Annotated in this window: 22 protein-coding genes; 20 read left to right on the plus strand and 2 right to left on the minus strand. The window is 42.2% G+C overall.

What is annotated here, in order from left to right:
- The first annotated feature begins 6 nt into the window (after positions 1-6).
- The 7 genes from argB (at position 7) to ACSLGF_RS13885 (ending at position 8804) form a co-directional block, all read left to right on the plus strand.
- The gene (argB, locus tag ACSLGF_RS13855; RefSeq protein ID WP_456006371.1) at positions 7-783 is read left to right on the plus strand and encodes an acetylglutamate kinase; all 777 of its coding nucleotides are present in this window, start codon (positions 7-9) and stop codon (positions 781-783) included.
- Entirely contained in the window at positions 780-1931 is a 1152-nt protein-coding gene (locus ACSLGF_RS13860) for an acetylornithine transaminase (RefSeq protein ID WP_456006374.1), read from the plus strand. Before argB ends, ACSLGF_RS13860 begins: the two co-directional genes overlap by 4 nt.
- 70 nt (positions 1932-2001) lie before the next feature.
- Positions 2002-3063: a carbamoyl phosphate synthase small subunit gene (locus ACSLGF_RS13865; RefSeq protein WP_456006376.1), complete on the plus strand. Its 1062-nt coding sequence runs from the start codon at positions 2002-2004 to the stop codon at positions 3061-3063.
- Positions 3056-6136 (plus strand): carbamoyl phosphate synthase large subunit, encoded by a 3081-nt coding sequence (locus ACSLGF_RS13870; RefSeq protein ID WP_456006379.1) that lies wholly within the window; start codon positions 3056-3058, stop codon positions 6134-6136. Before ACSLGF_RS13865 ends, ACSLGF_RS13870 begins: the two co-directional genes overlap by 8 nt.
- On the plus strand, positions 6133-7083 hold the full coding sequence (gene argF / locus ACSLGF_RS13875; RefSeq protein WP_456006382.1) for an ornithine carbamoyltransferase: 951 nt from the start codon (positions 6133-6135) through the stop codon (positions 7081-7083). Before ACSLGF_RS13870 ends, argF begins: the two co-directional genes overlap by 4 nt.
- Positions 7084-7187: 104 nt before the next feature.
- A complete protein-coding gene (locus tag ACSLGF_RS13880; RefSeq protein WP_041110112.1) occupies positions 7188-7367 on the plus strand; it encodes a YjzC family protein in 180 nt (59 codons plus the stop codon).
- Positions 7368-7538: 171 nt separating this feature from the next.
- The gene (locus ACSLGF_RS13885) at positions 7539-8804 is read left to right on the plus strand and encodes an MFS transporter (protein WP_456006385.1); all 1266 of its coding nucleotides are present in this window, start codon (positions 7539-7541) and stop codon (positions 8802-8804) included.
- Between the two features lie 206 nt (positions 8805-9010).
- On the opposite strand, the gene ACSLGF_RS13890 is transcribed toward ACSLGF_RS13885, so the two are convergent.
- Complete coding sequence (locus ACSLGF_RS13890) at positions 9011-9205, minus strand: YjzD family protein (protein WP_034322948.1); 195 nt, start codon at positions 9203-9205, stop codon at positions 9011-9013.
- Positions 9206-9417: 212 nt separating this feature from the next.
- Between ACSLGF_RS13890 and ACSLGF_RS13895 the strand changes: the two genes are divergently transcribed.
- The 4 genes from ACSLGF_RS13895 (at position 9418) to ACSLGF_RS13910 (ending at position 12074) form a co-directional block, all read left to right on the plus strand.
- Positions 9418-10158 carry a hypothetical protein gene (locus tag ACSLGF_RS13895; protein WP_456006388.1) on the plus strand — a complete coding sequence of 247 codons (741 nt, stop codon included), beginning with the start codon at positions 9418-9420 and terminating at the stop codon, positions 10156-10158.
- Between the two features lie 75 nt (positions 10159-10233).
- Positions 10234-10812 carry a nad binding enzyme gene (locus ACSLGF_RS13900; protein WP_456006390.1) on the plus strand — a complete coding sequence of 193 codons (579 nt, stop codon included), beginning with the start codon at positions 10234-10236 and terminating at the stop codon, positions 10810-10812.
- A 90-nt stretch (positions 10813-10902) separates the two neighbouring features.
- Complete coding sequence (locus ACSLGF_RS13905; RefSeq protein ID WP_456006393.1) at positions 10903-11865, plus strand: BMP family ABC transporter substrate-binding protein; 963 nt, start codon at positions 10903-10905, stop codon at positions 11863-11865.
- 11 nt (positions 11866-11876) lie between these two features.
- Positions 11877-12074: a ComZ family protein gene (locus ACSLGF_RS13910; protein ID WP_099728278.1), complete on the plus strand. Its 198-nt coding sequence runs from the start codon at positions 11877-11879 to the stop codon at positions 12072-12074.
- 10 nt (positions 12075-12084) lie between these two features.
- Here the strand turns inward: ACSLGF_RS13910 and ACSLGF_RS13915 are convergent, their stop codons facing one another.
- On the minus strand, positions 12085-12318 hold the full coding sequence (locus ACSLGF_RS13915; protein WP_456006395.1) for a hypothetical protein: 234 nt from the start codon (positions 12316-12318) through the stop codon (positions 12085-12087).
- Between the two features lie 169 nt (positions 12319-12487).
- Here ACSLGF_RS13915 and ACSLGF_RS13920 point away from each other — a divergent pair, with 169 nt between their 5' ends.
- The 9 genes from ACSLGF_RS13920 to ACSLGF_RS13960 all read left to right on the plus strand — a co-directional run bounded on the left by ACSLGF_RS13920 (position 12488) and on the right by ACSLGF_RS13960 (position 22338).
- The gene (locus tag ACSLGF_RS13920; RefSeq protein WP_456006398.1) at positions 12488-13426 is read left to right on the plus strand and encodes a beta-ketoacyl-ACP synthase III; all 939 of its coding nucleotides are present in this window, start codon (positions 12488-12490) and stop codon (positions 13424-13426) included.
- A gap of 21 nt (positions 13427-13447) precedes the next feature.
- On the plus strand, positions 13448-14689 hold the full coding sequence (gene fabF / locus ACSLGF_RS13925) for a beta-ketoacyl-ACP synthase II (protein ID WP_456006401.1): 1242 nt from the start codon (positions 13448-13450) through the stop codon (positions 14687-14689).
- 77 nt (positions 14690-14766) lie between these two features.
- Positions 14767-15561 carry a DUF2268 domain-containing protein gene (locus tag ACSLGF_RS13930; RefSeq protein WP_456006404.1) on the plus strand — a complete coding sequence of 265 codons (795 nt, stop codon included), beginning with the start codon at positions 14767-14769 and terminating at the stop codon, positions 15559-15561.
- A gap of 170 nt (positions 15562-15731) precedes the next feature.
- Positions 15732-16712, plus strand: a complete 981-nt coding sequence (locus ACSLGF_RS13935; RefSeq protein WP_456006407.1) for an ABC transporter ATP-binding protein — start codon at positions 15732-15734, stop codon at positions 16710-16712.
- Between the two features lie 23 nt (positions 16713-16735).
- Positions 16736-17731 (plus strand): ABC transporter ATP-binding protein, encoded by a 996-nt coding sequence (locus ACSLGF_RS13940; RefSeq protein ID WP_456006519.1) that lies wholly within the window; start codon positions 16736-16738, stop codon positions 17729-17731.
- Positions 17732-17815: 84 nt separating this feature from the next.
- Complete coding sequence (locus ACSLGF_RS13945; RefSeq protein WP_456006410.1) at positions 17816-19450, plus strand: peptide-binding protein; 1635 nt, start codon at positions 17816-17818, stop codon at positions 19448-19450.
- Positions 19451-19527: 77 nt separating this feature from the next.
- A complete protein-coding gene (locus ACSLGF_RS13950; protein WP_456006413.1) occupies positions 19528-20478 on the plus strand; it encodes an ABC transporter permease in 951 nt (316 codons plus the stop codon).
- A 33-nt stretch (positions 20479-20511) separates the two neighbouring features.
- On the plus strand, positions 20512-21411 hold the full coding sequence (gene opp4C / locus ACSLGF_RS13955) for an oligopeptide ABC transporter permease (protein WP_456006522.1): 900 nt from the start codon (positions 20512-20514) through the stop codon (positions 21409-21411).
- Positions 21412-21585: 174 nt separating this feature from the next.
- Positions 21586-22338 carry a YjbA family protein gene (locus ACSLGF_RS13960; protein ID WP_039177811.1) on the plus strand — a complete coding sequence of 251 codons (753 nt, stop codon included), beginning with the start codon at positions 21586-21588 and terminating at the stop codon, positions 22336-22338.
- Positions 22339-22370 lie beyond the last annotated feature (32 nt).

The following is a 22370-nucleotide window of genomic DNA, read 5'->3' on the forward strand; positions in this document are numbered from 1 at the left end:
ATAGACATGGATAAAACGATCGTGTTCAAGTGTGGAGGCAGTGTCATTCGAGAACTTTCAGATACCTTTTATGAAAATGTCCGCTCACTTCAAGCTGCTGGATTTAAGATAGCTATCGTACATGGCGGAGGACCTGAAATTACCAACATGCTTCAAAAATTAGAAGTGAAAACAGAATTCGTTGATGGACAGCGTAAAACAACGAAGCCTGTGTTAGAAGTAGCCGAAATGGTTCTTTCGGGAACAGTTAATAAATACTTTGTTTCAGAGCTGGCAAAGCATGATATTTCATCTGTCGGCGTATCTGGTAAAGATGGTCAGATGCTTGTAGCTGATTTTCTCGATCAAGATGTTTATGGGTACGTTGGCGAAATCAAAGAAGTCAATCCTGAAATGGCAGAAGCATTAATGGATAAACAATTCATTCCTGTCATTGCTCCGCTATCTATGACGGAAGAATGCCAAACCTTAAATGTGAATGCCGATTTAGCAGCATCAGCTGTCGCAGGAGCCATGAAAGCCGATAAGCTCATGTTTGTCACAGATGTTGAAGGCATTTTAAAAAATGGTGAGCTGTTAGATGTCGTCACAGAACAAGAAGCCCTTACACTCATTGATGAAGGCATTATTTCCGGGGGAATGATTCCAAAAGTACAATCAGCTTTAAGTGCTTTATCAGGAGATGTGGATGAAGTCATGATCGTGAATGGCAAAGGCAGTATATTTACAGGGGAAACCTTTAAAGGAACACGAATTGTGAAACAAAAGGAGGCGGTCCTGTGAGTCATCTCTTTCAAACATATGGCCGGTGGAATGTTGAAGTGAAAGAGGCTGCAGGTTCTTGGGCAGTCGATACAAATGGTAAAAAATATTTAGACTTTATTCAAGGCATTGCGGTCACGAATTTAGGTCATAATCACCCAAAGGTGAATCAAGCCATCAAGGAACAACTGGATCACGTTTGGCATGTATCGAATCTATTTGAAAATGGACTGCAAGAAAAAGCAGCAGAAAAGCTGGCAGCAAATAGTTCAGGGGATCTCGTATTTTTCTGCAATAGCGGGGCTGAGGCAAATGAAGGTGCCATTAAATTAGCGCGTAAAGCCACAGGGAAAACAAATATCGTGACATTTTTGCACTCTTTCCATGGGCGCACGTATGCTGGTATGGCTGCCACAGGTCAAGAAAAAATCAAAACCGGTTTTGGTCCTATGCTAGAAGGCTTTCACTATGTACCGTTTAATGACCCTAAAGCCATGTCAGCGTGTGAAATCGATGATGTTGCAGCGGTCATGCTGGAAGTTGTGCAAGGTGAAGGTGGAGTGAATCCTGCTACAGCAGAATTTCTAGAGGCAGTTCAAGCGTTTTGCAAAAAGCATCAAGCACTGCTCATCGTAGATGAAATTCAAACGGGCATTGGGCGAACAGGAACAGCATTTGCATACGAGCAAGCGGGACTTGATCCTGATATTATCTCAGCTGCAAAAGGTCTAGGAAATGGTTTCCCAGTCGGTGCGGTCATAGGAAAAAAGGCTTTAGGAGACGCTTTCTCACCAGGTTCACACGGAACAACATTTGGTGGCAACATGCTTGCCATGGCAGCTGTGAACGCGACTCTTGATGTCATATTCAAAGAAGACTTTCTTTCAGAAGTCAAAGAAAAGGGTGCTTACCTTTTAACAAAACTGCAAGATGTCAAACAGCTGAACATCGTAAAAGAAGTACGAGGAAAAGGATTGATGGCAGGCATTGAGTGTCATCAGCCAGTAGGTGACTACATCACAGCTCTTAGAGAACAGGGTTTGCTGGTGCTTCCAGCTGGTCCGAATGTCCTTCGTTTATTACCTCCGCTAAATGTGGAAAAAGCAGAATTGGATCAAGCGATAGAAGCGATCATTCAAGTTTTAGCAAATGAAACGGTCACAGTTTAAATTTTTTTACACAATTACGTATAAAAATGCATTTATATAATTAATTATTCAATTTTGGGGTGACACAAGCATGAAAGGTTATTTAAATTTAGAAGATGGAGCCTCTTTTGAAGGAGATCTGACAGGAGAAGCTGGCATTACTGGTGAAGTGGTCTTTTTTACAGGCATGACAGGTTATCAAGAGGTGCTCACAGATCCTTCCTATAAAGGTCAGATCATTGTTTTCACCTATCCACTGATCGGAAATTACGGCATCAATCATGAAGATTTTGAGAGCAAAAAGCCACAAGTAAAAGCGGTGGTTGTCTATGAGGCAGCTGAGCATTTTTCTCACCATCTTGCTGCGGTAAGCTTAAAAGAGTATTTACAGAAGTGGAACATTCCGCTTCTTACACATACAGATACTCGGGCAGTCGTGCAAAACATCCGGGCAAATGGCACAATGAACGCTGTATTAAGTGTAGACGAAAACGAAACGCCGCCGGCGATGAAACAAGACAATGTAGTAGCTCAGGTAACAGAAGATGAGATTTACACACAAGGCATCGGCGAGGAACATGTGGCGCTCATTGATTTTGGCTATAAAAAGTCAATTGCAGATTCACTTGTGGCGCGCGGCTGTAAAGTAACAGTCATTCCATATAAACAAATGGAAAAGGTGTTTGAGATCAAGCCGGATGCGATTCTTCTGTCAAACGGACCTGGAGATCCCAAAACAATGAAACCATATTTAAAGACCATTCATGACATCATGATGACCTTCCCGACACTTGGTATCTGCTTAGGTCACCAATTAATCGCTCTTGCACTGGGCGGGGATACGTATAAGCTTCCATTTGGCCACCGCGGGGCGAATCATCCCGTACAAGATACAGAATCAAAACGTGTCTTCATGACAAGTCAAAATCACAGCTATGTTGTGAATGAAAACAGCATGAATGACAAAGAAGTGGACGTGAAATTCCTTCACGTCAATGATGGCTCTGTTGAAGGGTTCATTCATAAAGAGAAGCTGATTATGTCCGTTCAATTTCATCCAGAAGCACACCCAGGACCTGCTGAAAGTGAATGGGTATTCGATGATTTTATTGAGAAAGTGAAACAAGCAAGGAGAGAAGTCGCACATGCCTAAAGATCAAAGCATACAAACCATCCTAGTCATCGGGTCTGGTCCAATCATCATTGGTCAGGCAGCAGAATTTGATTACTCAGGAACACAAGGATGTATGGCCTTAAAAGAAGAGGGCTACAAAGTCATCTTAGTGAATAACAACCCAGCCACCATTATGACAGACGAGTCATTTGCTGATGAAATCTATTTTGAACCGCTTTCAGTTGATTCAGTGACAAGAATCATTGAAAAGGAAAAACCAGATGGTCTTTTAGCCAACCTTGGCGGACAGACCGCTTTAAACCTTGCTGTCGAGTTAGAAAAAGCCGGTGTGCTGAAAAAGCATGGGGTTACACTGCTCGGAACGTCAGTTGAAACAATTGAAAACGGTGAAGATCGAGAGAAGTTCCGTGCTCTCATGAAACATTTGAACGAACCTGTGCCAGATAGTGAAATTGTGGATAATGCGAAAGATGCCCTTCAATTTGCAAAAGAAGTAGGTTTCCCAGTCATTCTTCGACCTGCGTACACACTTGGCGGTAAAGGTGGAGGAATTGCTTTAACAGAAGAGGCGTTTAAACCGCTCATTGAAGGAGCCCTTTTAGCGAGTCCGATTCATCAGTGTTTAGTAGAAAAAAGCATTGCTGGCTTTAAAGAAGTCGAATATGAGGTCATGAGAGATCGTCAAAATACGTGTATCACTGTATGTAACATGGAAAATATCGATCCAGTTGGTGTGCATACAGGAGACTCAATTGTCGTTGCACCCTCCCAAACATTAACGGATCAGGATTATCAAATGCTCCGTTCAGCGAGCCTGAAAATTATTTCAGCGCTGGACGTAGTCGGCGGTTGCAACATTCAATTTGCTCTTGATCCACTCAGTAAAGAATACTTTGTCATCGAGGTAAATCCTCGGGTCAGCCGTTCTTCAGCTCTTGCATCAAAAGCAACAGGCTATCCGATTGCAAAAATGGCTGCAAAGCTTGCGGTGGGCTATACACTAGACGAATTGAAAAACCCGCTTACAGGCACAACTTATGCTAGCTTTGAGCCGGCACTTGATTATGTCGTCGTGAAATTCCCGCGCTGGCCGTTTGATAAATTTAAACATGCAGATCGTAAATTAGGCACAAAAATGAAGGCGACTGGTGAAGTCATGGCCATTGACCGTAATTTAGAGTCTGCCATTCAAAAAGCAGTCGCCTCACTTGAAATCAAAACAAAGGGCTTTCACTTGCCAGAACTGAAAGAGCAATCGACTGAACAATTATTTGAATTAATCAAAACGCCAGACGATCGTCGTTTTTTCGCAGTCATGGAGCTTCTTTCTAGACAAGAAACGGTTGAAACGATTCATCAAATGACGAAAATCGATCTATTTTTCTTACATGTGTTCAAACATATGATTACACTCGAGCAAGAGCTGAAGAATCATAAGGGAACTCTATCCAAAGACACCTTGAAAAAGGTAAAGGAAAAGGGCTTTCTTGATGAAACGATCGCTTCTCTCACGGGAAGCAGTGAAGAGGCAATTAGACAGCTTCGCCAAGAATATGGCATTGCCGCTTCATTTAAAATTGTCGATACTTGTGCTGCGGAATTTGATGCGAAAACGAATTATTTCTATTCCACATACTTTGGGAAAAGTGATGGAGAGCATCAGGAGAAAACAAAGCAGCGTGCATTGATCATTGGCTCTGGTCCAATTCGAATTGGGCAAGGAGTCGAGTTTGATTATAGTGCAGTACATGGGGTTCTCACCTTGCAAAAGCTTGGATTTGAAACCATCATGATGAACAACAATCCAGAAACGGTAAGTACCGATTATGAGATTGCAGATCGTTTATATTTTGAACCCATTACATTAGAGCATATCTTAAACGTTGTGGAAGCGGAACAAATTGATTTCGTCATCGTCCAATTTGGCGGGCAGACAGCGATCAACGTAGCAGAAGGCTTGGAAAAAGCCGGTGTCACTTTGTTAGGTACGTCCTTTGACACACTAGATGCGCTAGAAGATCGTGATTTGTTCTATCAGCTTCTTGATGAACTGAAGCTTCCTCATGCAAAAGGAGCTACTGCTCATTCAAAAGAAGAAGCACTCGCGCATGCTGCAAGCATCGGATACCCTGTGCTAATTCGCCCATCGTATGTCATAGGCGGAATGGGAATGATTGTTGTTCAATCTGAAGCACAATTAACGTCACTGCTTGATCAGCCTGATCATTTGCCATATCCGATCTTAATTGATGAATACGTCACTGGAAAAGAAGTTGAAGTGGATCTCATTTCTGACGGAAAAACGACCTTCATTCCAACGATCGTTGAGCATATTGAGAAAGCTGGCGTGCACTCAGGTGACAGCTTTGCCATTTTACCAAGTGTCTCCATCAGCGAGGAGATCAAACAGCAGGTGTATAACGCATCTGAACAAATAGCGAAGAAATTAGCATTCAAGGGCATTATGAATATCCAATTTGTGATCAAAGGTGATCAGGCACTTGTATTAGAGGTGAATCCTCGGGCAAGCCGGACTGTCCCAGTAGTCAGTAAGGTAATGGGCATTGAAATGATTCCGCTGGCAACACAGTTATTAGCTGGTGCGACGCTTGAAGAACTGAACCCTTCAACGAAAAACAAAGGGGGAACAGCTGTCAAATTCCCAGTTTTCTCATCACATGCCATTCAAGATATCGATTTAAAACTGACACCAGAAATGAAAGCAACAGGTGAAGGAATGTGTGTAGGCAAAAACGTCGAAAGCGCCTTAAAAAAAGTGTTTGCGTCCATCTGGCGTCAGAAAGGAAGTCTCTTTATACAGGGTAGTGAACTGTTAATAGATGAAGCGAAACATGCAGGCTTTGATGTCTGGACTGGCAGCTTTGAATCTTGGCTGCAACAAGGCGATAAATCTCTTCACATTCATTTAGGGGAAGATGAAGAGGCAAAAGAGCAGCGTGTAAAAGCTCTCACACATGGTGTTCAAGTACTAACCGAATATGAAACAGCTCAAGCATTCCTGCAAGGGAAAGAGGGAGATGTGTCGCCCGTATCTCTCCATGAATTATATAAAAAGGAAGTGACGGCATGAATCAAGTAGACGTGCAACCAGCATTATACGGAAAAGACTTTTTATCGTTAAAGAATTTCTCTATCCAAGACATTGCGTACTTAATTGAAAAAGCGGAAGAAATGAAACAAAATCCATATCAGGATTTATTCAAAGGGAAGACGTTAGCGATGATCTTTGAAAAATCCTCTACTAGAACCCGTGTATCGTTTGAAGCGGGAATGACGCAGCTAGGAGGACACGCGCTCTTCCTCAGCTCAAATGATTTGCAAATTGGCAGAGGAGAAACGATTAGTGATACCGCCCAGGTGCTGTCTGGCTATGTAGATGGCATTATGATTCGGACCTTTGAACATGAGAAGGTAGAGGAGCTTGCAAAATACGCGTCCATTCCAGTCATCAATGGACTGACGGACTACTCCCATCCATGTCAGGCACTTGCTGATTTATTGACGATGAAAGAAGCTAAAGGGACACTAAAAGGACTCAAAGTGGCGTATATCGGAGATGGAAATAACGTGGCTCACTCCTTGATGGTCGGCTGTGCGCAGCTAGGCTGTGACATTACGGTCGCATCCCCAAAAGGCTATGAACCACTCCAAGACGTGACAGATACTGCACGTGAGTTTGCAAAACAATCAGGCGCAGAAGTGATCGTCACGACAGACCCTGTCGCAGCTGTTCAAGATGCTGATGTTATTTATTCAGATGTGTTTACAAGCATGGGGCAGGAGGCGGAAACAGAGAAACGTCTAGCTGAATTTAAAGAATATCAAGTCAATGATGAACTGATGCGTCATGCAGCAAAGGACTATATCTTCCTTCATTGTCTGCCTGCACACCGCGGAGAAGAAGTAACAGCAGACATTATTGACGGGCCGCACTCAAGAGTATTTCAGCAGGCAGAAAATCGCCTTCATGTGCAAAAAGCGTTAATCAAAGAGCTCATGTATCAACAAACCAAATAAACCAAAATGTGTCCCTGACTCGTATGAGCAGGGACTTTTTGCATATTGGATTGGAGAGGCAATGGAAGGGACATAATAACAACAATCGAGAAAGGAGGATGAAAATGGGTCAGAAGCATCAGTTTAAATCTGGGAATAAAGCACCTAATAATGGTGTCTATATCGAAATCGGTGAAACCGGAAGTATGGTGAAAGATCCTTTAAAGATTAAGCTCAAAGCAGGCGACGTCTTTCCGGATAACTCGAACCATAACCGTGTTTGGACCTACCAAAGAAAGCCGTAAGCAATTGACTAAGAGTCCATGTGAATAAGTCTTTAGAGGCATGTGTCATGCCTCTTTTTTCTTTATAATAAAAAACAATTAAGTTCAAATTTTCAAACAAGTAGTATGAAAAAAAGAGAATGTAAGGTAAAATATGTAATTATTAATAGAGATGTTGAAAGGATTTGTGTGATGGAAAAGACGAATCTCAGTGAAAGTGTTTGGAATAAACGCTTCACCTCATTATTCATATCAAGACTCATTAAAAATACTGGAGAAAGTTTTGCTTTTACATCCGTTCTTTGGCTATTGATATTAAGAGGGGATGGAGCGCTCGGTACAGGACTTCTTCTAGCGGTGACAGTTCTTCCTTCATCATTGTTAGCCCCAATACTAGGACCTCTTATGAAAAAGCACCATTTGTCTAAATGGATGTTCGCTTCAGACGTCGTTCGATCAACAATTGTACTCATTATTCCACTACTGCACTTTTCGCATCTATTGCCCCTATGGTTATTGATCTCATTAATGGTGATTCAATCGGCAACAGGTGCAGCGTATAACCCAGCTTCTGTGGCCATCTTACCGCAGATTGTTCCAAAGCATCTCATTCAAAAAGCAAATGCGATCCTGCAATCTTCTTTTGAAATTGTCGCACTTGCAGCAGTGATGGTAGCGGGTCTCTTGGTCAAATTAATTGGACCTGCAGATACACTGCTGATCACAACTGCCTTATTTATCATATCTGGCCTGTTTATCATTGGCGTCAAACTAAAGAAGACAGACGAAGAAAAAGCAGCGGGCATTAAACAAGCAAAGAATACATATCTGTATAACTTAAAAAGAGGCTTCCTTGTTGTCAAAAATCATCACATTTTATTTGCACTGACGCTGTATTGTATTTTAATGAATGTCGCAGCTGCCCCGTGGCAGGCACTATCCGCTGTATACGTAGCAGAAGCGCTGCAAAGTGATTCAATGGTGTATTCCATTTTAAGAGGCGTTGCCGCAGTGGGCGCATTTATGATGGGCTTTGCGCTGGCAAAGGTGAAAATTAAAAGATTTGGTTTGTTCTTTATTGTCGCTGGAATGATTGAAGGTGCAGCGTTCTTTATCACAGGGATGAGCACATGGCTGCCGGTCGTTCTGCTTGCTTCCTTTATTTTTGGCGCCGCCGTCAGTGCGATTAATGTACCGGAAATGGTCATTATTCAAACATCAGTTGACCAGGAGGATCAGCCGCAAGTATATGCTGTGATCAATGCATCATCAAATGTCTTTCTCCCGCTTGCAGCAGTCGTATCGGGCGTCCTGGCAGAAAGATTTGGAGCGGGACTTGTCATTGCTGGCGGAGGAGTGCTTGAAATTTTATCAGGCATCGCGATCTTCCTGTTTACAGGGCTTGCGAAAAGCCATTTGACAGCAGACAAACAGAACTCTGAAACGGTTGAGATGTAAACCAATAAAAAATCCCCTGTATTCAAGACAGGGGATTTTAGCGTGAAGACAAACCTCGCATTTTTTGTCAGTCCTGCGTGCCGGTGCTCACGAATGTCAAAATCGCTCCGGTACAACATCCTAGGCTTCAACCGTTTTCAAATCACGCTGAAAAGAAGAAAAAGAGCTAAAATCATCATTTTAGCTCTTTTTTAGTAACTTACGTATTAAGAGTGTTTTGTTGAACTTTCCGTTTCTTTCATTGGACTTACTTCAGCAAAGATGAATAAAATAACCGTAAACACAATGGCAAGAATGGAAGTCAAAGTAAAATCATAAGCAGCTCCATTCATTGATGCAACGATGTAACCAGCCATATGTGTCAGCAGAAAAGTCCAAATGAGGGTGATAATATAATGCATAATCCCACCGTCCTTTATGTAACAATCTATTGATTATCATACCATAGATACGAGTTAAGGGAAAAGACTGTTTTCCGCCTTTATGTGACCATTTTTAGACCTTCTGCTATAAAAATGAAAAGAATTCTTCTGTCTTTAGGGGATTTCCCTATTCCTACAAGAGTTGTTGTTCATATCATAGAAAGCAGAATCACTGAAAGGAGGCTGGCCATATGGGTGTAAGCGAACGGTTTTTTCAGCTTGGTTCCCAGTGGAACGTCATTCACCTTCCTCAAAAACCAAATGGCTTTGGCATTCTTATCCTCGGTGACCGAAATCACTTTGTGCAGGAAAATACATCATTCTGGCTTCAGCATTATGGAAGAAACCAGCTTTTAACTGCCTTAAAGGATGAAGGATATACATTGTTTAATAGTCATCTTCATGGGAATCACTGGGGATGCGAAGATGCTGTTTTTAGTGCAAAGCAGCTCGTTCATCACACATTAAAACAAGAAATATTAAACCGGGAAATTCATGTGCTGGCGGAGGGGATGGGGTCACTTGTCGCCATGAGCCTTGCCGAAGAGATGCCAGAAGTGCTAAGGTCCATTGCGATGGTGAATCCATGTTTGCATCTGCATGCACAAAGAGAAAGAGAAAAGGAACACAAATTCTTTTACAAACAGCTGATCAAAGAGTTGACGCAGAGCTATGGCTGCTCTGAAAAGGAAGCTGAAACGTATCCGCTGCCTTCTTGCCCCGTTCATTCAGCTCATGTACCGATTCATATATGGCAAAGACTAAGTGGCGCACCATATTCATATGAACTTCACGCAAAGCCTTTTATCGATCAGCATATGAGGAATTCAGAACATTGTCAGGTCGATCTCACCTTGCATATGTTTGATCATCCAAGAAGAATCTTTCAGTCCATTCACAAGTTTTATAAATCGCATGAAAGAGAATTGTAATGAATAGGATGATAACAGCCCTTCATGGAAAGGGCTCTTCTTTTTATTTGATATGCTAAAAAAGGGGACATGAACATGGAAACAGGACTGATCATAGGTGCAGATGAATTTTTTGGCCTGACACTTTGTGAATATATGATGAAAGAGGGCATTCAAGTGGATATCACGTGTCCTCATGAGTATACAGAAAAGCAAAAGATGCTATTAGAAGAGCGGATGATGTGGCTCGGCCGGAATGATCTCGTCCGAGTCATTGACCTTCAGGATGGCAAAGAGACGTATGACCTGATCTTTATTCAATCAGAGGAACCACATGAAAGAGAGACAGACATCAAAGCGAAGCATGGCATGTACCGGATACTGTTCGAAGAACCCGAAGACAAACTGTCCAAACAGAACGTGCCAGCTGTTATTCTTCCTCGCATGTTCGGACCGTGGACACTCGATGAAGAAAGAAGAACAAAGAATGACCACTCAGTTTTTGTAGAAGATGTCGCAAAGGAACTTTTGAAGTGGGCGTCGAGCACCAACCAAAGACAGGATATGACGCATCAATTGAAGGTAGAAAGCCAAACAGATGACAAACAAGCAGAAAAAATGATCGCAGATTGGAAAAGACAAAACTCAACATTTTTCGACAAAAAGCAAGAATGATCTTCCATCTTATCTTTTTTCAGTATAAAATAAACCTATATTTAACATACAGGTTCATGCCTGCATGTTGCAAAGGGAGTTGAACATGGCATGAAGTACCAACGGCTTGTCATGATCTTTTCGTTCCTTCTCCTATTATCTGCCTGCTCGCAGGCGCCTTTAAAAGGACATATTGAGAAGGTGGGTTTACTCGTCCCCGATACGATTAATGATCAAGTTTGGGGAACGAAAGGTTATAAAGGCTTACTAAGTATCCAATCGACATTTGGTGTAGATGTTTATTATAAGGAAGGAATGGTCGACAAGGAGAAAATCGTTGATGCCATTGAAGAATTCCATAAAAAAGGAGTCAATTTGATCATTGGCCATGGCAATGAATACAGCGAAATTTTTAACTTGATCAGTGAAGATTATCCCAAAACACAATTTATTACGGTCAATGGAAACAAGCCTCAGGCTGACAATGTCACAAACGTGACGTTTAAAGGAGAAGCCATGGGCTTTTTCGGAGGCATGACAGCAGCACATATGTCAAAAACCAAAAAGATTGGTATTCTTGCTACATACGATTGGCAAAGCGAAGTAGACGGCTTTATCAAAGGCGCAAAATATCAAGATGAACATGTGCAAGTGCTAGCAGAATTTGTCGAAAACTGGGACGATGCTGACAAAGCTGTGGATCTGTATCAAAAATTGAAAAAACAAGGCGTAGATGTTGTGTATCCAGCAGGTGATGGTTATAATATCCCTGTCATTGAACAAATCAAAGCCGATAATTTATCAGCTATCGGGTATGTCACCGATCAATCCAACCTCGGAAGTCATACCGTCTTAACGAGCACAGTACAGCATGTCGATAAAGCGTACAGTATCATTGCGAAGAAGTTTAATGAAGGCAAGCTAAACGAACAAGATGAGTACTCCTTTGACTTTAAAGAAGGAGTGATCGAAATGGGGAAATTTAGCTCAACCATTGACTGCGCTTTTGTGAAAGACATTGAGAGTGATATTGCGTATTACAAAAAAACAGGCAAACTGCCAAATGAAAAGTGAGGACATTGAACATGCAGCACGAAAAATCGATGGAGTTTTTACAAATTGCCATGAAGTATTTCCCGCAGGCAAAAGAAGAATTAGATAAAGCGGGGATTCAGCTTGAGCCTGAAGCTCTTCAGCCGCTTCTATCATTATTTACATCGGTCATGCAAGAGGCATATGAGCTTGGAAAAGCAGATGCAGAATCAGAAAAAGCCACACAATAGTGGCTTTTTTTTATAATAATTTTTTCTTGAAGGCACTAATCATAGGGCCAACATCTTTAAACACAGGCTTCAGCTCGTCGATCGAGTTCATAATGTTCCCGATCTGATTCATGACATGCATATAGTCGATTGAGTCATCATTTGAAGGTGTATCCGCACGTTCCTCCTTTGCTTCTGTCTTGCTTTTCTCCTTTTCAAGTGGCTGACCAAACATCATTGCCGAGAAAATATCCTTTTGCGCCATATCACATGTTCCTTTCTACTATTGGTATATCATTAATCTATGAAAAAAGGGAGAGGAAAGGTTAGACGTTTGTATTGCCAAGGAGAAAAAAATAAGGTAAAATTAGTACCAGATACTAATATAAGATCACAATATCACATGCTCGTATGAGTAAAAGGAGTCTTATTCAATGAATGCTGGAATTATTGGCCTTGGCCGCTATATACCTGAAAAAGTATTAACAAATCATGATTTAGAAAAAATGGTTGAAACTTCTGACGAGTGGATTCGTACTAGAACAGGTATAGAAGAAAGAAGAATTGCATCTGATGATGTCAATACATCACATATGGCGCTTGCTGCTGCAAAAAAAGCATTAGCTGACGCAGATGTGGCTGCAGAAGATATTGATATGATTCTTGTGGCGACAGTCACGCCAGATCAAGCATTTCCGACAGTCGCTTGTATGATTCAAGAACAGCTCGGTGCACATAAAGCATGTGCAATGGATATTAGCGCTGCTTGTGCTGGCTTTATGTATGGGCTTGTTACTGGAAAACAATTTATCGAATCAGGAACTTTCAAGCACGTGCTTGTCGTTGGCGTTGAAAAGCTTTCTCGCATTACCGACTGGGATGACCGCAATACAGCTGTTTTGTTTGGAGATGGAGCAGGTGCTGCTGTGTTAGGATCAGTCAGCGAAGGTAAAGGAATTCTATCATTTGAGCTTGGAGCCGATGGAAGTGGCGGGAAGCACTTGTACTTAGATGAAAAAGATCATACAATCATGAATGGACGAGAAGTATTTAAATTTGCTGTAAGACAAATGGGCGAGTCAAGTGTAAACGTCATCGAAAAAGCTGGACTATCGAAAGAAGACGTTGATTTCTTGATCCCGCATCAAGCAAATATTCGCATTATGGAAGCAGCACGCGAACGCTTAGAGCTGCCAGTCGAAAAAATGTCGAAGACTGTCCATAAATATGGAAACACATCAGCAGCATCCATTCCAATTTCACTATGTGAAGAAATCGAAGCCGGAAAAATTCATGACGGTGATGTGATTGTAATGGTTGGTTTTGGTGGCGGATTAACGTGGGGCGCAATCGCTATGCGATGGGGCCGATAAAAGAGAGAGGTGCACAAATTAATGGATAAAAAGCGAGTAGTTGTTACAGGATTAGGTGCTTTGACACCTCTTGGCAACGATGTAGAGACAACGTGGAAAAATGCTGTAGCAGGTGTATCAGGTGTTGGACCGATCACACGTGTCGATTCAAGTGAATATACCGCAAAAGTAGCTGCAGAACTAAAGGATTTTAACATCGAAGATTACATGGAGAAAAAAGAAGCGAGAAAAATGGCGCGCTTCACTCAATATGCAGTTGTTGCTGCTCAAAAGGCTTTAGAAGATTCACGCCTTGAAATCACAGATGAAATCGCACCGCGTGTTGGTGTATGGGTTGGGTCTGGTATTGGCGGACTTGAAACATTTGAAGAGCAGTTTGAAGTGTATTCAAATAAAGGGGCAAGACGTGTAAGCCCATTCTTTGTCCCAATGATGATTCCAGATATGGCGACAGGACAAATTTCAATTGCACTTGGCGCAAAAGGAGTTAACTCTTGTACAGTCACAGCATGTGCAACAGGTACAAACTCAATTGGTGATGCATTTAAAGTCATTCAGCGCGGAGATGCTGATGCCATGATCACAGGCGGAACAGAAGCGCCGTTAACAAAAATGTCGTTTGCAGGTTTCTGTGCGAACAAAGCCCTTTCAACAAATCCTGATCCAGACACAGCAAGCCGTCCATTTGATAAAAACCGTGACGGATTTGTCATGGGTGAGGGCGCTGGGGTTATTATTCTTGAAGAACTAGAGCATGCGTTAAAACGTGGTGCGACCATTTATGCAGAAATCGTTGGATACGGTTCGACTGGTGATGCATACCATATTACTGCACCTGCTCCAAACGGAGAAGGCGGCGTCCGCGCAATGAAAGAAGCGATTCGAGATGCAGGTTTGACTGTGGAAGAAATTGATTATATCAATGCCCACGGAACAAGCACACCTTACAATGATAAATTTGAAACAATGGCCATTAAAGAAGTATTCGGAGAGCATGCGAATCAGCTTGCGATCAGTTCGACAAAATCAATGACAGGTCACTTACTTGGCGCAGCAGGCGGAGTAGAAGCGATTTTCTCTGTTCTTGCGATTAAAGACAGCGTCATTCCTCCAACGATTAACCTTGAAACACCGGATGAAGAATGTGACCTTGACTATGTAGCAAATGAGGCACGTTCAAAAGAAGTTCAAGTTGCTTTGAGTAATTCACTCGGTTTTGGCGGGCATAATGCGACAATTATCTTCAAAAAATACGAAGCGTAATACTTCCTGAGCAGGCGGCGATCAATAAACAGATCGCCGCCTTTTTGCATATGATGAAAATGGAGGTGTTAAACGGTATGGGTCTGATTAATACACAATATCTCATCCATCAATCATCATCATTTCAGGAGCTTGCGGCGCGCTTTGTCCCTTATTTTAAAGGAGCAGCAGAAAAGGAATGGTCCTCTATTCTCTCCCATTTACAGCATCACGGGATGGTGCGGTCTTGGAACCCATGCCAGGAAATGATCGACGAGCTCAAAGAAAAAGGGTACTTCAAGCTCGTCATGAAAGAATACAAAAAGCTGCAAAAACAGTGGGGAGGCCCTGACGTCCCTGTGTTTATTTTACCTGTAAATGAGAGCAGTAAAGAAATCAGAGAGCAATTTTATTATCAATCCGGCATGGCATTTGATGACAAGGTTTTTCTCTTTTTATCGCCAAATACCCCGAAAGAGCGTATCGGTACATTGCTGACACATGAATATCACCATGTATGCAGGTTGCATTTTCTCACGAAAGAAGAAAAAGATTTTACATTCCTTGATACAATCATGATGGAAGGGTTGGCTGAATATGCTGTGTATCATAGATACGGAGAAAGCTTGACAGCCAGATGGACCACATTATATGACGAAGCGCAGCTGCAGCGCATGTACAAGAAATGGGTATCCAGTCACCTTCATAAGAAAGTCCAGGACGACGAAAGACTGATACAGAACCTCCTTTATGGAAAAGGGAACTACCCCAAAATGCTTGGTTACGCCACTGGGTTTTATATCGTGAAAAAGTATTTCAGTGAGCATCGAATGAGCGAGGAGTCTATGATTGCAGAGCCAGCCGACACCTTTTTAAAAGCGATAGAATCATAAAGTGAATCATTCACATAAAAAGAGATATATTACAAATTTACTAAATACTTCTTGATTTCGTCATGCTGATGTAATAATATACAAATATAAATTTTGATTATTCTTTTTATTCTAAAAAGACGGAATATTTTGATCCGGTTTTATTGATCTATGGAGAAAGGAGCGAATGAATGAGCGTGCTACTTGAAGTGCAAAACTTAAAAACATATTTTTTTCGAAAAAAGGAACCGATACCTGCTGTTGATGGCGTTGATTTTAGCATCAACAGAGGAGAAACTGTCGCATTAGTCGGTGAGTCTGGATCTGGCAAAAGCATTACGTCCTTATCCATTATGGGTCTGATCAATGGGACTGGTGGAAAAATGATGGACGGTTCCATCAAGCTTGATGGAAAAGACCTTGTTACATATGGTGAAAAGGAATTGTGCAGTATTCGCGGTAATGATGTATCCATGATCTTTCAGGAACCCATGACCTCACTTAATCCGGTCTTAACCATCGGGGAACAAATAACTGAAATCCTCATCTATCACAAAAAAATTTCAAAAAAAGAAGCCACCAGAAAAGCGATTGACCTGCTGAAGCTTGTTGGTTTTTCTCGCCCAGAACAAATCATCAAAGATTATCCGCACCGTTTATCCGGCGGCATGCGTCAACGAGTCATGATTGCCATTGCGCTAAGCTGTGATCCGAAGCTTCTCATTGCAGATGAACCGACAACCGCACTAGATGTGACCATTCAAGCGCAGGTGCTCACCTTAATGAAAGATTTATGTGCAACATTTGGTACATCGATTCTCCTCATAACACACGATTTAGGTGTCGTGTCTGAAGTGGCAGATCGAGTGATTGTCATGTACTGCGGACAGGTTGTTGAAAATGGAACCGTCGAGGAATTGTTTGATGAGCCACTTCATCCTTACACAGAAGGACTACTTGAATCGATTCCTGTCATTGATGGAGAGATTCAGCCATTAACGGCGATAAAAGGAAATGTCCCTGCGCCAGATCAGCTTCCGGCCGGCTGCCGCTTTGCTCCTAGATGCCCGAAAGTCAAAGATCGCTGCATGGGGGAACTGCCCAAGCTGAAAACATTAGAAAACGGCAGAAGCGTCAGGTGTTTCTTATATGAGGAGGCAAGCCAAACATGACACTTGCTGAAAATCAGCCACAAATGACAGATCTTCCAGAGAAAGAAACCATTCTTGAACTGAAAAATATTCAAAAGCACTTTCCAATTAAAGCGGGAATTTTGCAGAAGAAAGTAGGTGCGGTCAAAGCTGTTGACGGCATAGACCTCAAGCTTTATAAAGGTGAAACGTTAGGCATTGTCGGGGAGTCAGGATGCGGTAAATCGACATTAGGACGGACAATGATTCGCTTATATCAACCAACAGACGGTCAAATCCTATTTAAAGGGCAAGATATCTCTCACGTATCTGAATCAAAGCTAAGACAATCTACAAGAAAAAACATCCAAATGGTTTTTCAAGATCCCTTTGCATCACTCAACCCTAGAAAAACACTTCGAAGCATCATCAAAGAACCCTACAAAACACATCATTTATACTCCTTAAAAGAAAGAAATGAAAAAGTAGAACAGCTTTTATCAAAGGTAGGTCTTCATCCAAGCTTTGCGAATCGCTACCCGCATGAGTTTTCTGGTGGTCAGAGGCAACGGATCGGCATCGCTCGTGCGCTTGCCATGAATCCCGAGATGATCATAGCAGATGAGCCTGTTTCAGCACTCGACGTATCCATTCAGGCTCAGGTCATTAATCTGATGGAGGAGCTTCAGGAGGAATTTGACCTGACCTATCTATTTATCTCTCACGACCTAAGTGTGGTCCGGCACATTAGTGATAGAGTGGGCGTCATGTATCTCGGCAAAATGATGGAGCTTGCAGATAAGCACAGTCTGTACGATGAACCACTCCACCCGTATACTCAGGCACTGCTTTCTTCTGTTCCGATCACCCGTAAAAAAGGTCAGGTGAAGAGAGAACGGATTATGCTGCAAGGTGATTTACCAAGCCCTGCGAATCCGCCAAAAGGCTGCGTGTTTCACACAAGATGCCCGCATGCGAAAGAAATCTGTAAAGAAAAAGCACCAACATTTCAGGAATTAAGAACGAACCACTTTGTTGCCTGCCATCTCTACGACGCTTAAAACAGCTTGTATGATCTCATCTTTGAGAGGGGGGATAAAGCGGCATCTGTCATCATTTCTAAAAAAAGATAGGGGGAATTGTACATGAAAGGTAGAAATCAAAAGTCCATTCTGGTCAGTTTACTGCTGATCTTTACACTGATACTTGCGGCTTGCTCTGGTGGAAATAAAACATCTGGAGAGAGTGAAAAGAAATCCACTGGTAAGCCTGTACAAGGCGGAGACCTTGTCATTGGTTCAATTGCAGAGCCTACGTTATTTAACTCGCTTTATTCAACTGATGTGGCAAGCTCTGATATTGAGGAAAGAATCTACAGCTTCTTACTTCAAACAGACGGAAAACTCAACCCGCAGCTATCGCTGGCAGAGGATATTAAAGAATCTGATGACGGCAAGCAGTTTGATGTGACCATTAGAAAAGGTGTGAAGTTTCATGATGGTGAAGAATTGACTGCTGATGATGTTGTGTTTACATACAGCATTCCGATCAATAAGGACTACAACGGAGAGCGTGGATCAGGCTTTGAAGTATTAGATTCTGTCAAAAAGACAGGGGATTACTCTATTGAATTCAAGCTCAATAAAAAAGATCCGTATTTTTATAATGTCACACTAGGAAGCTATGGCATTTTGCCTAAGCATATTTTAGGTGATGTGCCTGTCAAGGATCTCGGCGAAAATGAATTTAACCGAAAAAAACCAATCGGTTCAGGTCCATTTAAATTTGCAGAGTGGAAAGAAGGAAACTATGTCAAACTAGAAGCCTTTGATGATTATTGGGATGGCCGTCCATACCTTGATACGGTCACCATTAAAACCATTCCTGATCAAAATGCAGCCATTGCCCAGCTATCAGCAGGTGATATTGATTTCTTTGCTGTACCGGGAGCAGAGCTGCAAACAGCTGAAAAAATCAGCAACATCAAAATTGAATCTGATCTAGGGCTCAATTATTCATATATTGGCTGGAACCAGAAAAATGATCTCTTCAAAAGTAAAAAGGTCCGCCAAGCTCTTACACATGCCATTGATCGTCAAACGATTGTCGATCAAGTGTTAGATGGAGACGGGAAAGTAGCCAACATTCCGGAAAGTCCGCTGTCATGGAACTATCCTAAGAGTGAAAATGTCCCAGTGTTTGAATTTGACCAAGAAAAAGCGAAAAAGATGCTTAAAGAAGAGGGCTGGGAGGATTCAGATGGAGATGGCTATCTTGATAAGGGTGGCAAAAAGTTCTCCTTTGTATTGAAGACGAACCAAGGAAACAAAGTGCGTGAAGATATCGCTGTTGTTGTACAGCAGCAGCTCAAAGAAATTGGCGTTGAAGCGAAGCCGCAAATTGTGGAGTTCAGTGCATTAATTGAACAGACGACACCGCCTAAGTGGGATTATGATGCTTTGTTGCTCGGCTGGAGCCTTGCAACATTCCCTGATCAATTCAGCATCTTCCACTCAAGTCAGTCAGAAAAAGGCTTGAATAACATTTGGTATAAAAATGAAGAGGTCGATCAGCTGCTAGTCGATGCCAAGAACTTAAGCGATCGAAAAGAATATTCGAAGGCGTATGAAAAAATTTATGAGCTGATCGCAGAAGACCAGCCGTATACGTTCCTTTATTATGCCAACTCACATCGTGCAATGCCATCTAATCTCCAAGGCTACTCTTACCACCCGAAAGATGAGTATTACAAAATCGAAAAATGGTGGATTGAACAGTAGGAAGCTTGTGAAGAAGGGGAGTCTTCTCCCCTTTTTATATCACAGTATGGCCATCCGATGAAAAAGGAGTTGTGCACATGGTTACATATATCATTAGAAGGACATTGCTTTCCATTCCCATCTTGTTTGGTATTACGATTTTGTCCTTTGCCATTATGAAAGCAGCACCAGGCGATCCGATGTCACTCATGATGGACCCTACCATTAGTGCCGCAGACCGGGAAGCCTTTATTGATAAGTACGGCTTGAATGATCCCGAATATGTGCAATATATGAAATGGCTTGGCAATATGCTTCAAGGTGACTTTGGCACATCCATTGTAAAAAAGGGAACCCCCGTGGCTGATTTGATCTTTGCACGGCTGCCAAATACCCTCATCCTCATGATTTTTTCTACATTAGTTGCCCTGATCATCGCCATCCCATTTGGTGTCCTTTCAGCAAAACGTCCGTATACAAAGCTTGACTATGGCATTACGGTTACATCATTTATCGGACTGGCTATTCCGAATTTTTGGTTTGGTCTGATCCTCATTATGGTGTTATCTGTGAATCTAGGGTGGTTCCCAACTGGTGGAGTCTCTACCTTGAATGCCGATTTTAATGTGTTTGACCGGCTTCATCACATCATTTTACCAGCCTTTGTGTTAGCAACTGCTGATATGGCAGGGCTCACGCGTTACACAAGGTCGAGTATGCTGGATGTCATGCGGCAGGATTACATTCGCACTGCACGAGCGAAAGGCTTCAGAGAAAACAAAATCATTTTCAAGCATGGCTTAAGAAACGGTTTGATGCCTGTCATTACGATTTTTGGCCTCATGATTCCATCCTTTATTGGCGGTGCGGTCGTGGTGGAACAAATATTCACATGGCCCGGTCTTGGAAAGCTGTTCATCGATTCAGCCTTTTCGAGAGATTATCCGGTGATTATGGCGATGACCGTTATTTCCGCAGTGCTAGTGGTTGTTGGAAACTTAATAGCGGATATTTTATATGCGATCGTTGATCCGCGTATTGAGTATTAGAAGGGAGCTGAAGCACAATTGGCACAGCCTAATATGGGAATACCATCTGTTGATCTCAAATTAAAGGAAGGCCTTCCACCAAAACCTGAGACGATGCTGCGTTTATTTTGTGAGAAATTTTTCAAAAATAAATTGGCGGTTGCCGGCTCTGTTATTTTATTGGTGATCATCTTTTCGGCCATTTTTGCTCCATTGATCGCCCCTTACGCACCAGAGCAGCAAGATTTATTGAAGCGGCTCCAGCCGCCAAGTGCAGAGCATTTTATGGGAACTGACAAGTTTGGCCGCGATATTTTCTCAAGGGTGCTTTATGGAGCGCGGGTCTCTCTTTTAGTTGGCTTCGTCTCAGTGGTCGGAGCGATCACCATTGGCACCGTCGTTGGAGCGATAGCAGGGTACTTTAAAGGATTTGTTGATTCTGTATTAATGAGGTTTGTTGATGTGGTGCTGTCTATTCCAGACATTTTTCTATTGATCACGCTAGTGACGATTTTCAAACCGGGTATTGATAAATTGATTTTGATCTTTGCTTTAACCGGCTGGACAACAACCGCCAGACTGATCCGCAGTGAATTCTTATCTCTCCGAACAAGAGAATTTGTATTGGCGGCGAGAACGATTGGAACGAAAAACCATGTCATTATCTTTTCGCATATTTTACCTAACTGTATCGGTCCTATCATCGTCTCTGCTACTTTGAAAGTAGGTTCCGTCATTTTAGCTGAATCAACGCTCAGCTATCTAGGGTTTGGCATTCAGCCGCCAACGGCAAGCTGGGGCAACATGCTGCAAGATGCACAAAATTTCTCGATTATGGTGCAAGCATGGTGGTATCCGCTTTTCCCAGGTTTACTGATCCTGCTCACCGTCCTATGCTTTAATTTCTTAGGAGATGGGCTGAGAGATGCGCTTGACCCTAAAAAGCTAAAGTAAGGTTTACACCTTCATAACAAGTTGAATGGAACTTTGCGATACGTTCTCCGTTTCCTTGATGAAATAAAGAAATGCAAACCGTCGTTCAGCTGGAAGTTTTGATAAAGTTGGAATAATTTCTATACCCCTTGCCCATACTGTGGACAACAGTTTTTAAAAAGTGAGGGATTGGTTATGTTATTTCTTCATGACGTATGGGTGAATTGGTTTGAAGGGGAAGAAAATGGCTACAATGTGTGCCATTTTCATGAGTGGCGCAAGGAGGACAGTGTCGAGTTGTTAGATCAAGTGCCTTTACTCAAGGTGCAGAGTCCTTTGTTTGATTACATAGAGAATGATCTATCAGAGCTGCCGAAAACGCTGCTAGAATCTGTATTTGAGAAATCATATATTCGAAAAAATCATGAACGGCGAAAATTAGAGTATTGCTTTGTGGTAACGGATGGCATCCGCATCATTGCTGTGGATACGATAGGGTATTCCATTCCTGTGAGAAAAAGCCGCTTAATCCCAAGACAGGAGCAACTGGTGTATGAAATGGTGAAAGATGTCAAGGCAGAGGAATATGAATTCTCTAAAGACAGTCTTGAGTCGACGAAAGAGTATCATATTTTGTCATTGCCGCCGCAGCACATCAGTGGATTAACGAGAAAAGAAAGACAGCTGAAGCAGCTCATGTTTATGGCGCTCGATCAATTAAAAGGACTTCAAAATAGGGCGGAAATTGCGTATTGGTATACGGAATGGAATCCACGTATGTACAACCAAATCAAACGAATGTCATTCGAGGAGATTTGGAACATGCTTTACAATGAAACAATTGACGGGTGGTCTGAAAACCATTTAGCATTCTGTGAAAAAATGATTAAAGGACAGCCGTTTTTCGAAAAGCTTTGGGAAATGGAAAACGAGTCAAAAGTGAATTAGAAAAAGCTTGCAGCATGATGAGCTGCAAGCTT

This window comes from Bacillus sp. A015, assembly GCF_053851875.1.

Bases quoted from the DNA above. Each gene is read 5' to 3' on its own strand.
- opp4C (WP_456006522.1), top strand. From the start codon at position 20,512: ATGGGAATACCATCTGTTGATCTCAAATTAAAGGAAGGCCTTCCACCA.
- ACSLGF_RS13895 (WP_456006388.1), top strand. From the start codon at position 9,418: ATGGGTGTAAGCGAACGGTTTTTTCAGCTTGGTTCCCAGTGGAACGTC.
- ACSLGF_RS13935 (WP_456006407.1), top strand. From the start codon at position 15,732: ATGAGCGTGCTACTTGAAGTGCAAAACTTAAAAACATATTTTTTTCGA.
- ACSLGF_RS13950 (WP_456006413.1), top strand. From the start codon at position 19,528: ATGGTTACATATATCATTAGAAGGACATTGCTTTCCATTCCCATCTTG.
- ACSLGF_RS13880 (WP_041110112.1), top strand. From the start codon at position 7,188: ATGGGTCAGAAGCATCAGTTTAAATCTGGGAATAAAGCACCTAATAAT.
- ACSLGF_RS13905 (WP_456006393.1), top strand. From the start codon at position 10,903: ATGAAGTACCAACGGCTTGTCATGATCTTTTCGTTCCTTCTCCTATTA.
- ACSLGF_RS13930 (WP_456006404.1), top strand. From the start codon at position 14,767: ATGGGTCTGATTAATACACAATATCTCATCCATCAATCATCATCATTT.
- ACSLGF_RS13940 (WP_456006519.1), top strand. From the start codon at position 16,736: ATGACAGATCTTCCAGAGAAAGAAACCATTCTTGAACTGAAAAATATT.
- ACSLGF_RS13920 (WP_456006398.1), top strand. From the start codon at position 12,488: ATGAATGCTGGAATTATTGGCCTTGGCCGCTATATACCTGAAAAAGTA.
- ACSLGF_RS13900 (WP_456006390.1), top strand. From the start codon at position 10,234: ATGGAAACAGGACTGATCATAGGTGCAGATGAATTTTTTGGCCTGACA.
- ACSLGF_RS13865 (WP_456006376.1), top strand. From the start codon at position 2,002: ATGAAAGGTTATTTAAATTTAGAAGATGGAGCCTCTTTTGAAGGAGAT.
- fabF (WP_456006401.1), top strand. From the start codon at position 13,448: ATGGATAAAAAGCGAGTAGTTGTTACAGGATTAGGTGCTTTGACACCT.
- ACSLGF_RS13945 (WP_456006410.1), top strand. From the start codon at position 17,816: ATGAAAGGTAGAAATCAAAAGTCCATTCTGGTCAGTTTACTGCTGATC.
- ACSLGF_RS13915 (WP_456006395.1), bottom strand. From the start codon at position 12,318: ATGGCGCAAAAGGATATTTTCTCGGCAATGATGTTTGGTCAGCCACTT.
- ACSLGF_RS13910 (WP_099728278.1), top strand. From the start codon at position 11,877: ATGCAGCACGAAAAATCGATGGAGTTTTTACAAATTGCCATGAAGTAT.
- ACSLGF_RS13870 (WP_456006379.1), top strand. From the start codon at position 3,056: ATGCCTAAAGATCAAAGCATACAAACCATCCTAGTCATCGGGTCTGGT.
- ACSLGF_RS13890 (WP_034322948.1), bottom strand. From the start codon at position 9,205: ATGCATTATATTATCACCCTCATTTGGACTTTTCTGCTGACACATATG.
- ACSLGF_RS13885 (WP_456006385.1), top strand. From the start codon at position 7,539: ATGGAAAAGACGAATCTCAGTGAAAGTGTTTGGAATAAACGCTTCACC.
- argB (WP_456006371.1), top strand. From the start codon at position 7: ATGGATAAAACGATCGTGTTCAAGTGTGGAGGCAGTGTCATTCGAGAA.
- argF (WP_456006382.1), top strand. From the start codon at position 6,133: ATGAATCAAGTAGACGTGCAACCAGCATTATACGGAAAAGACTTTTTA.
- ACSLGF_RS13960 (WP_039177811.1), top strand. From the start codon at position 21,586: ATGTTATTTCTTCATGACGTATGGGTGAATTGGTTTGAAGGGGAAGAA.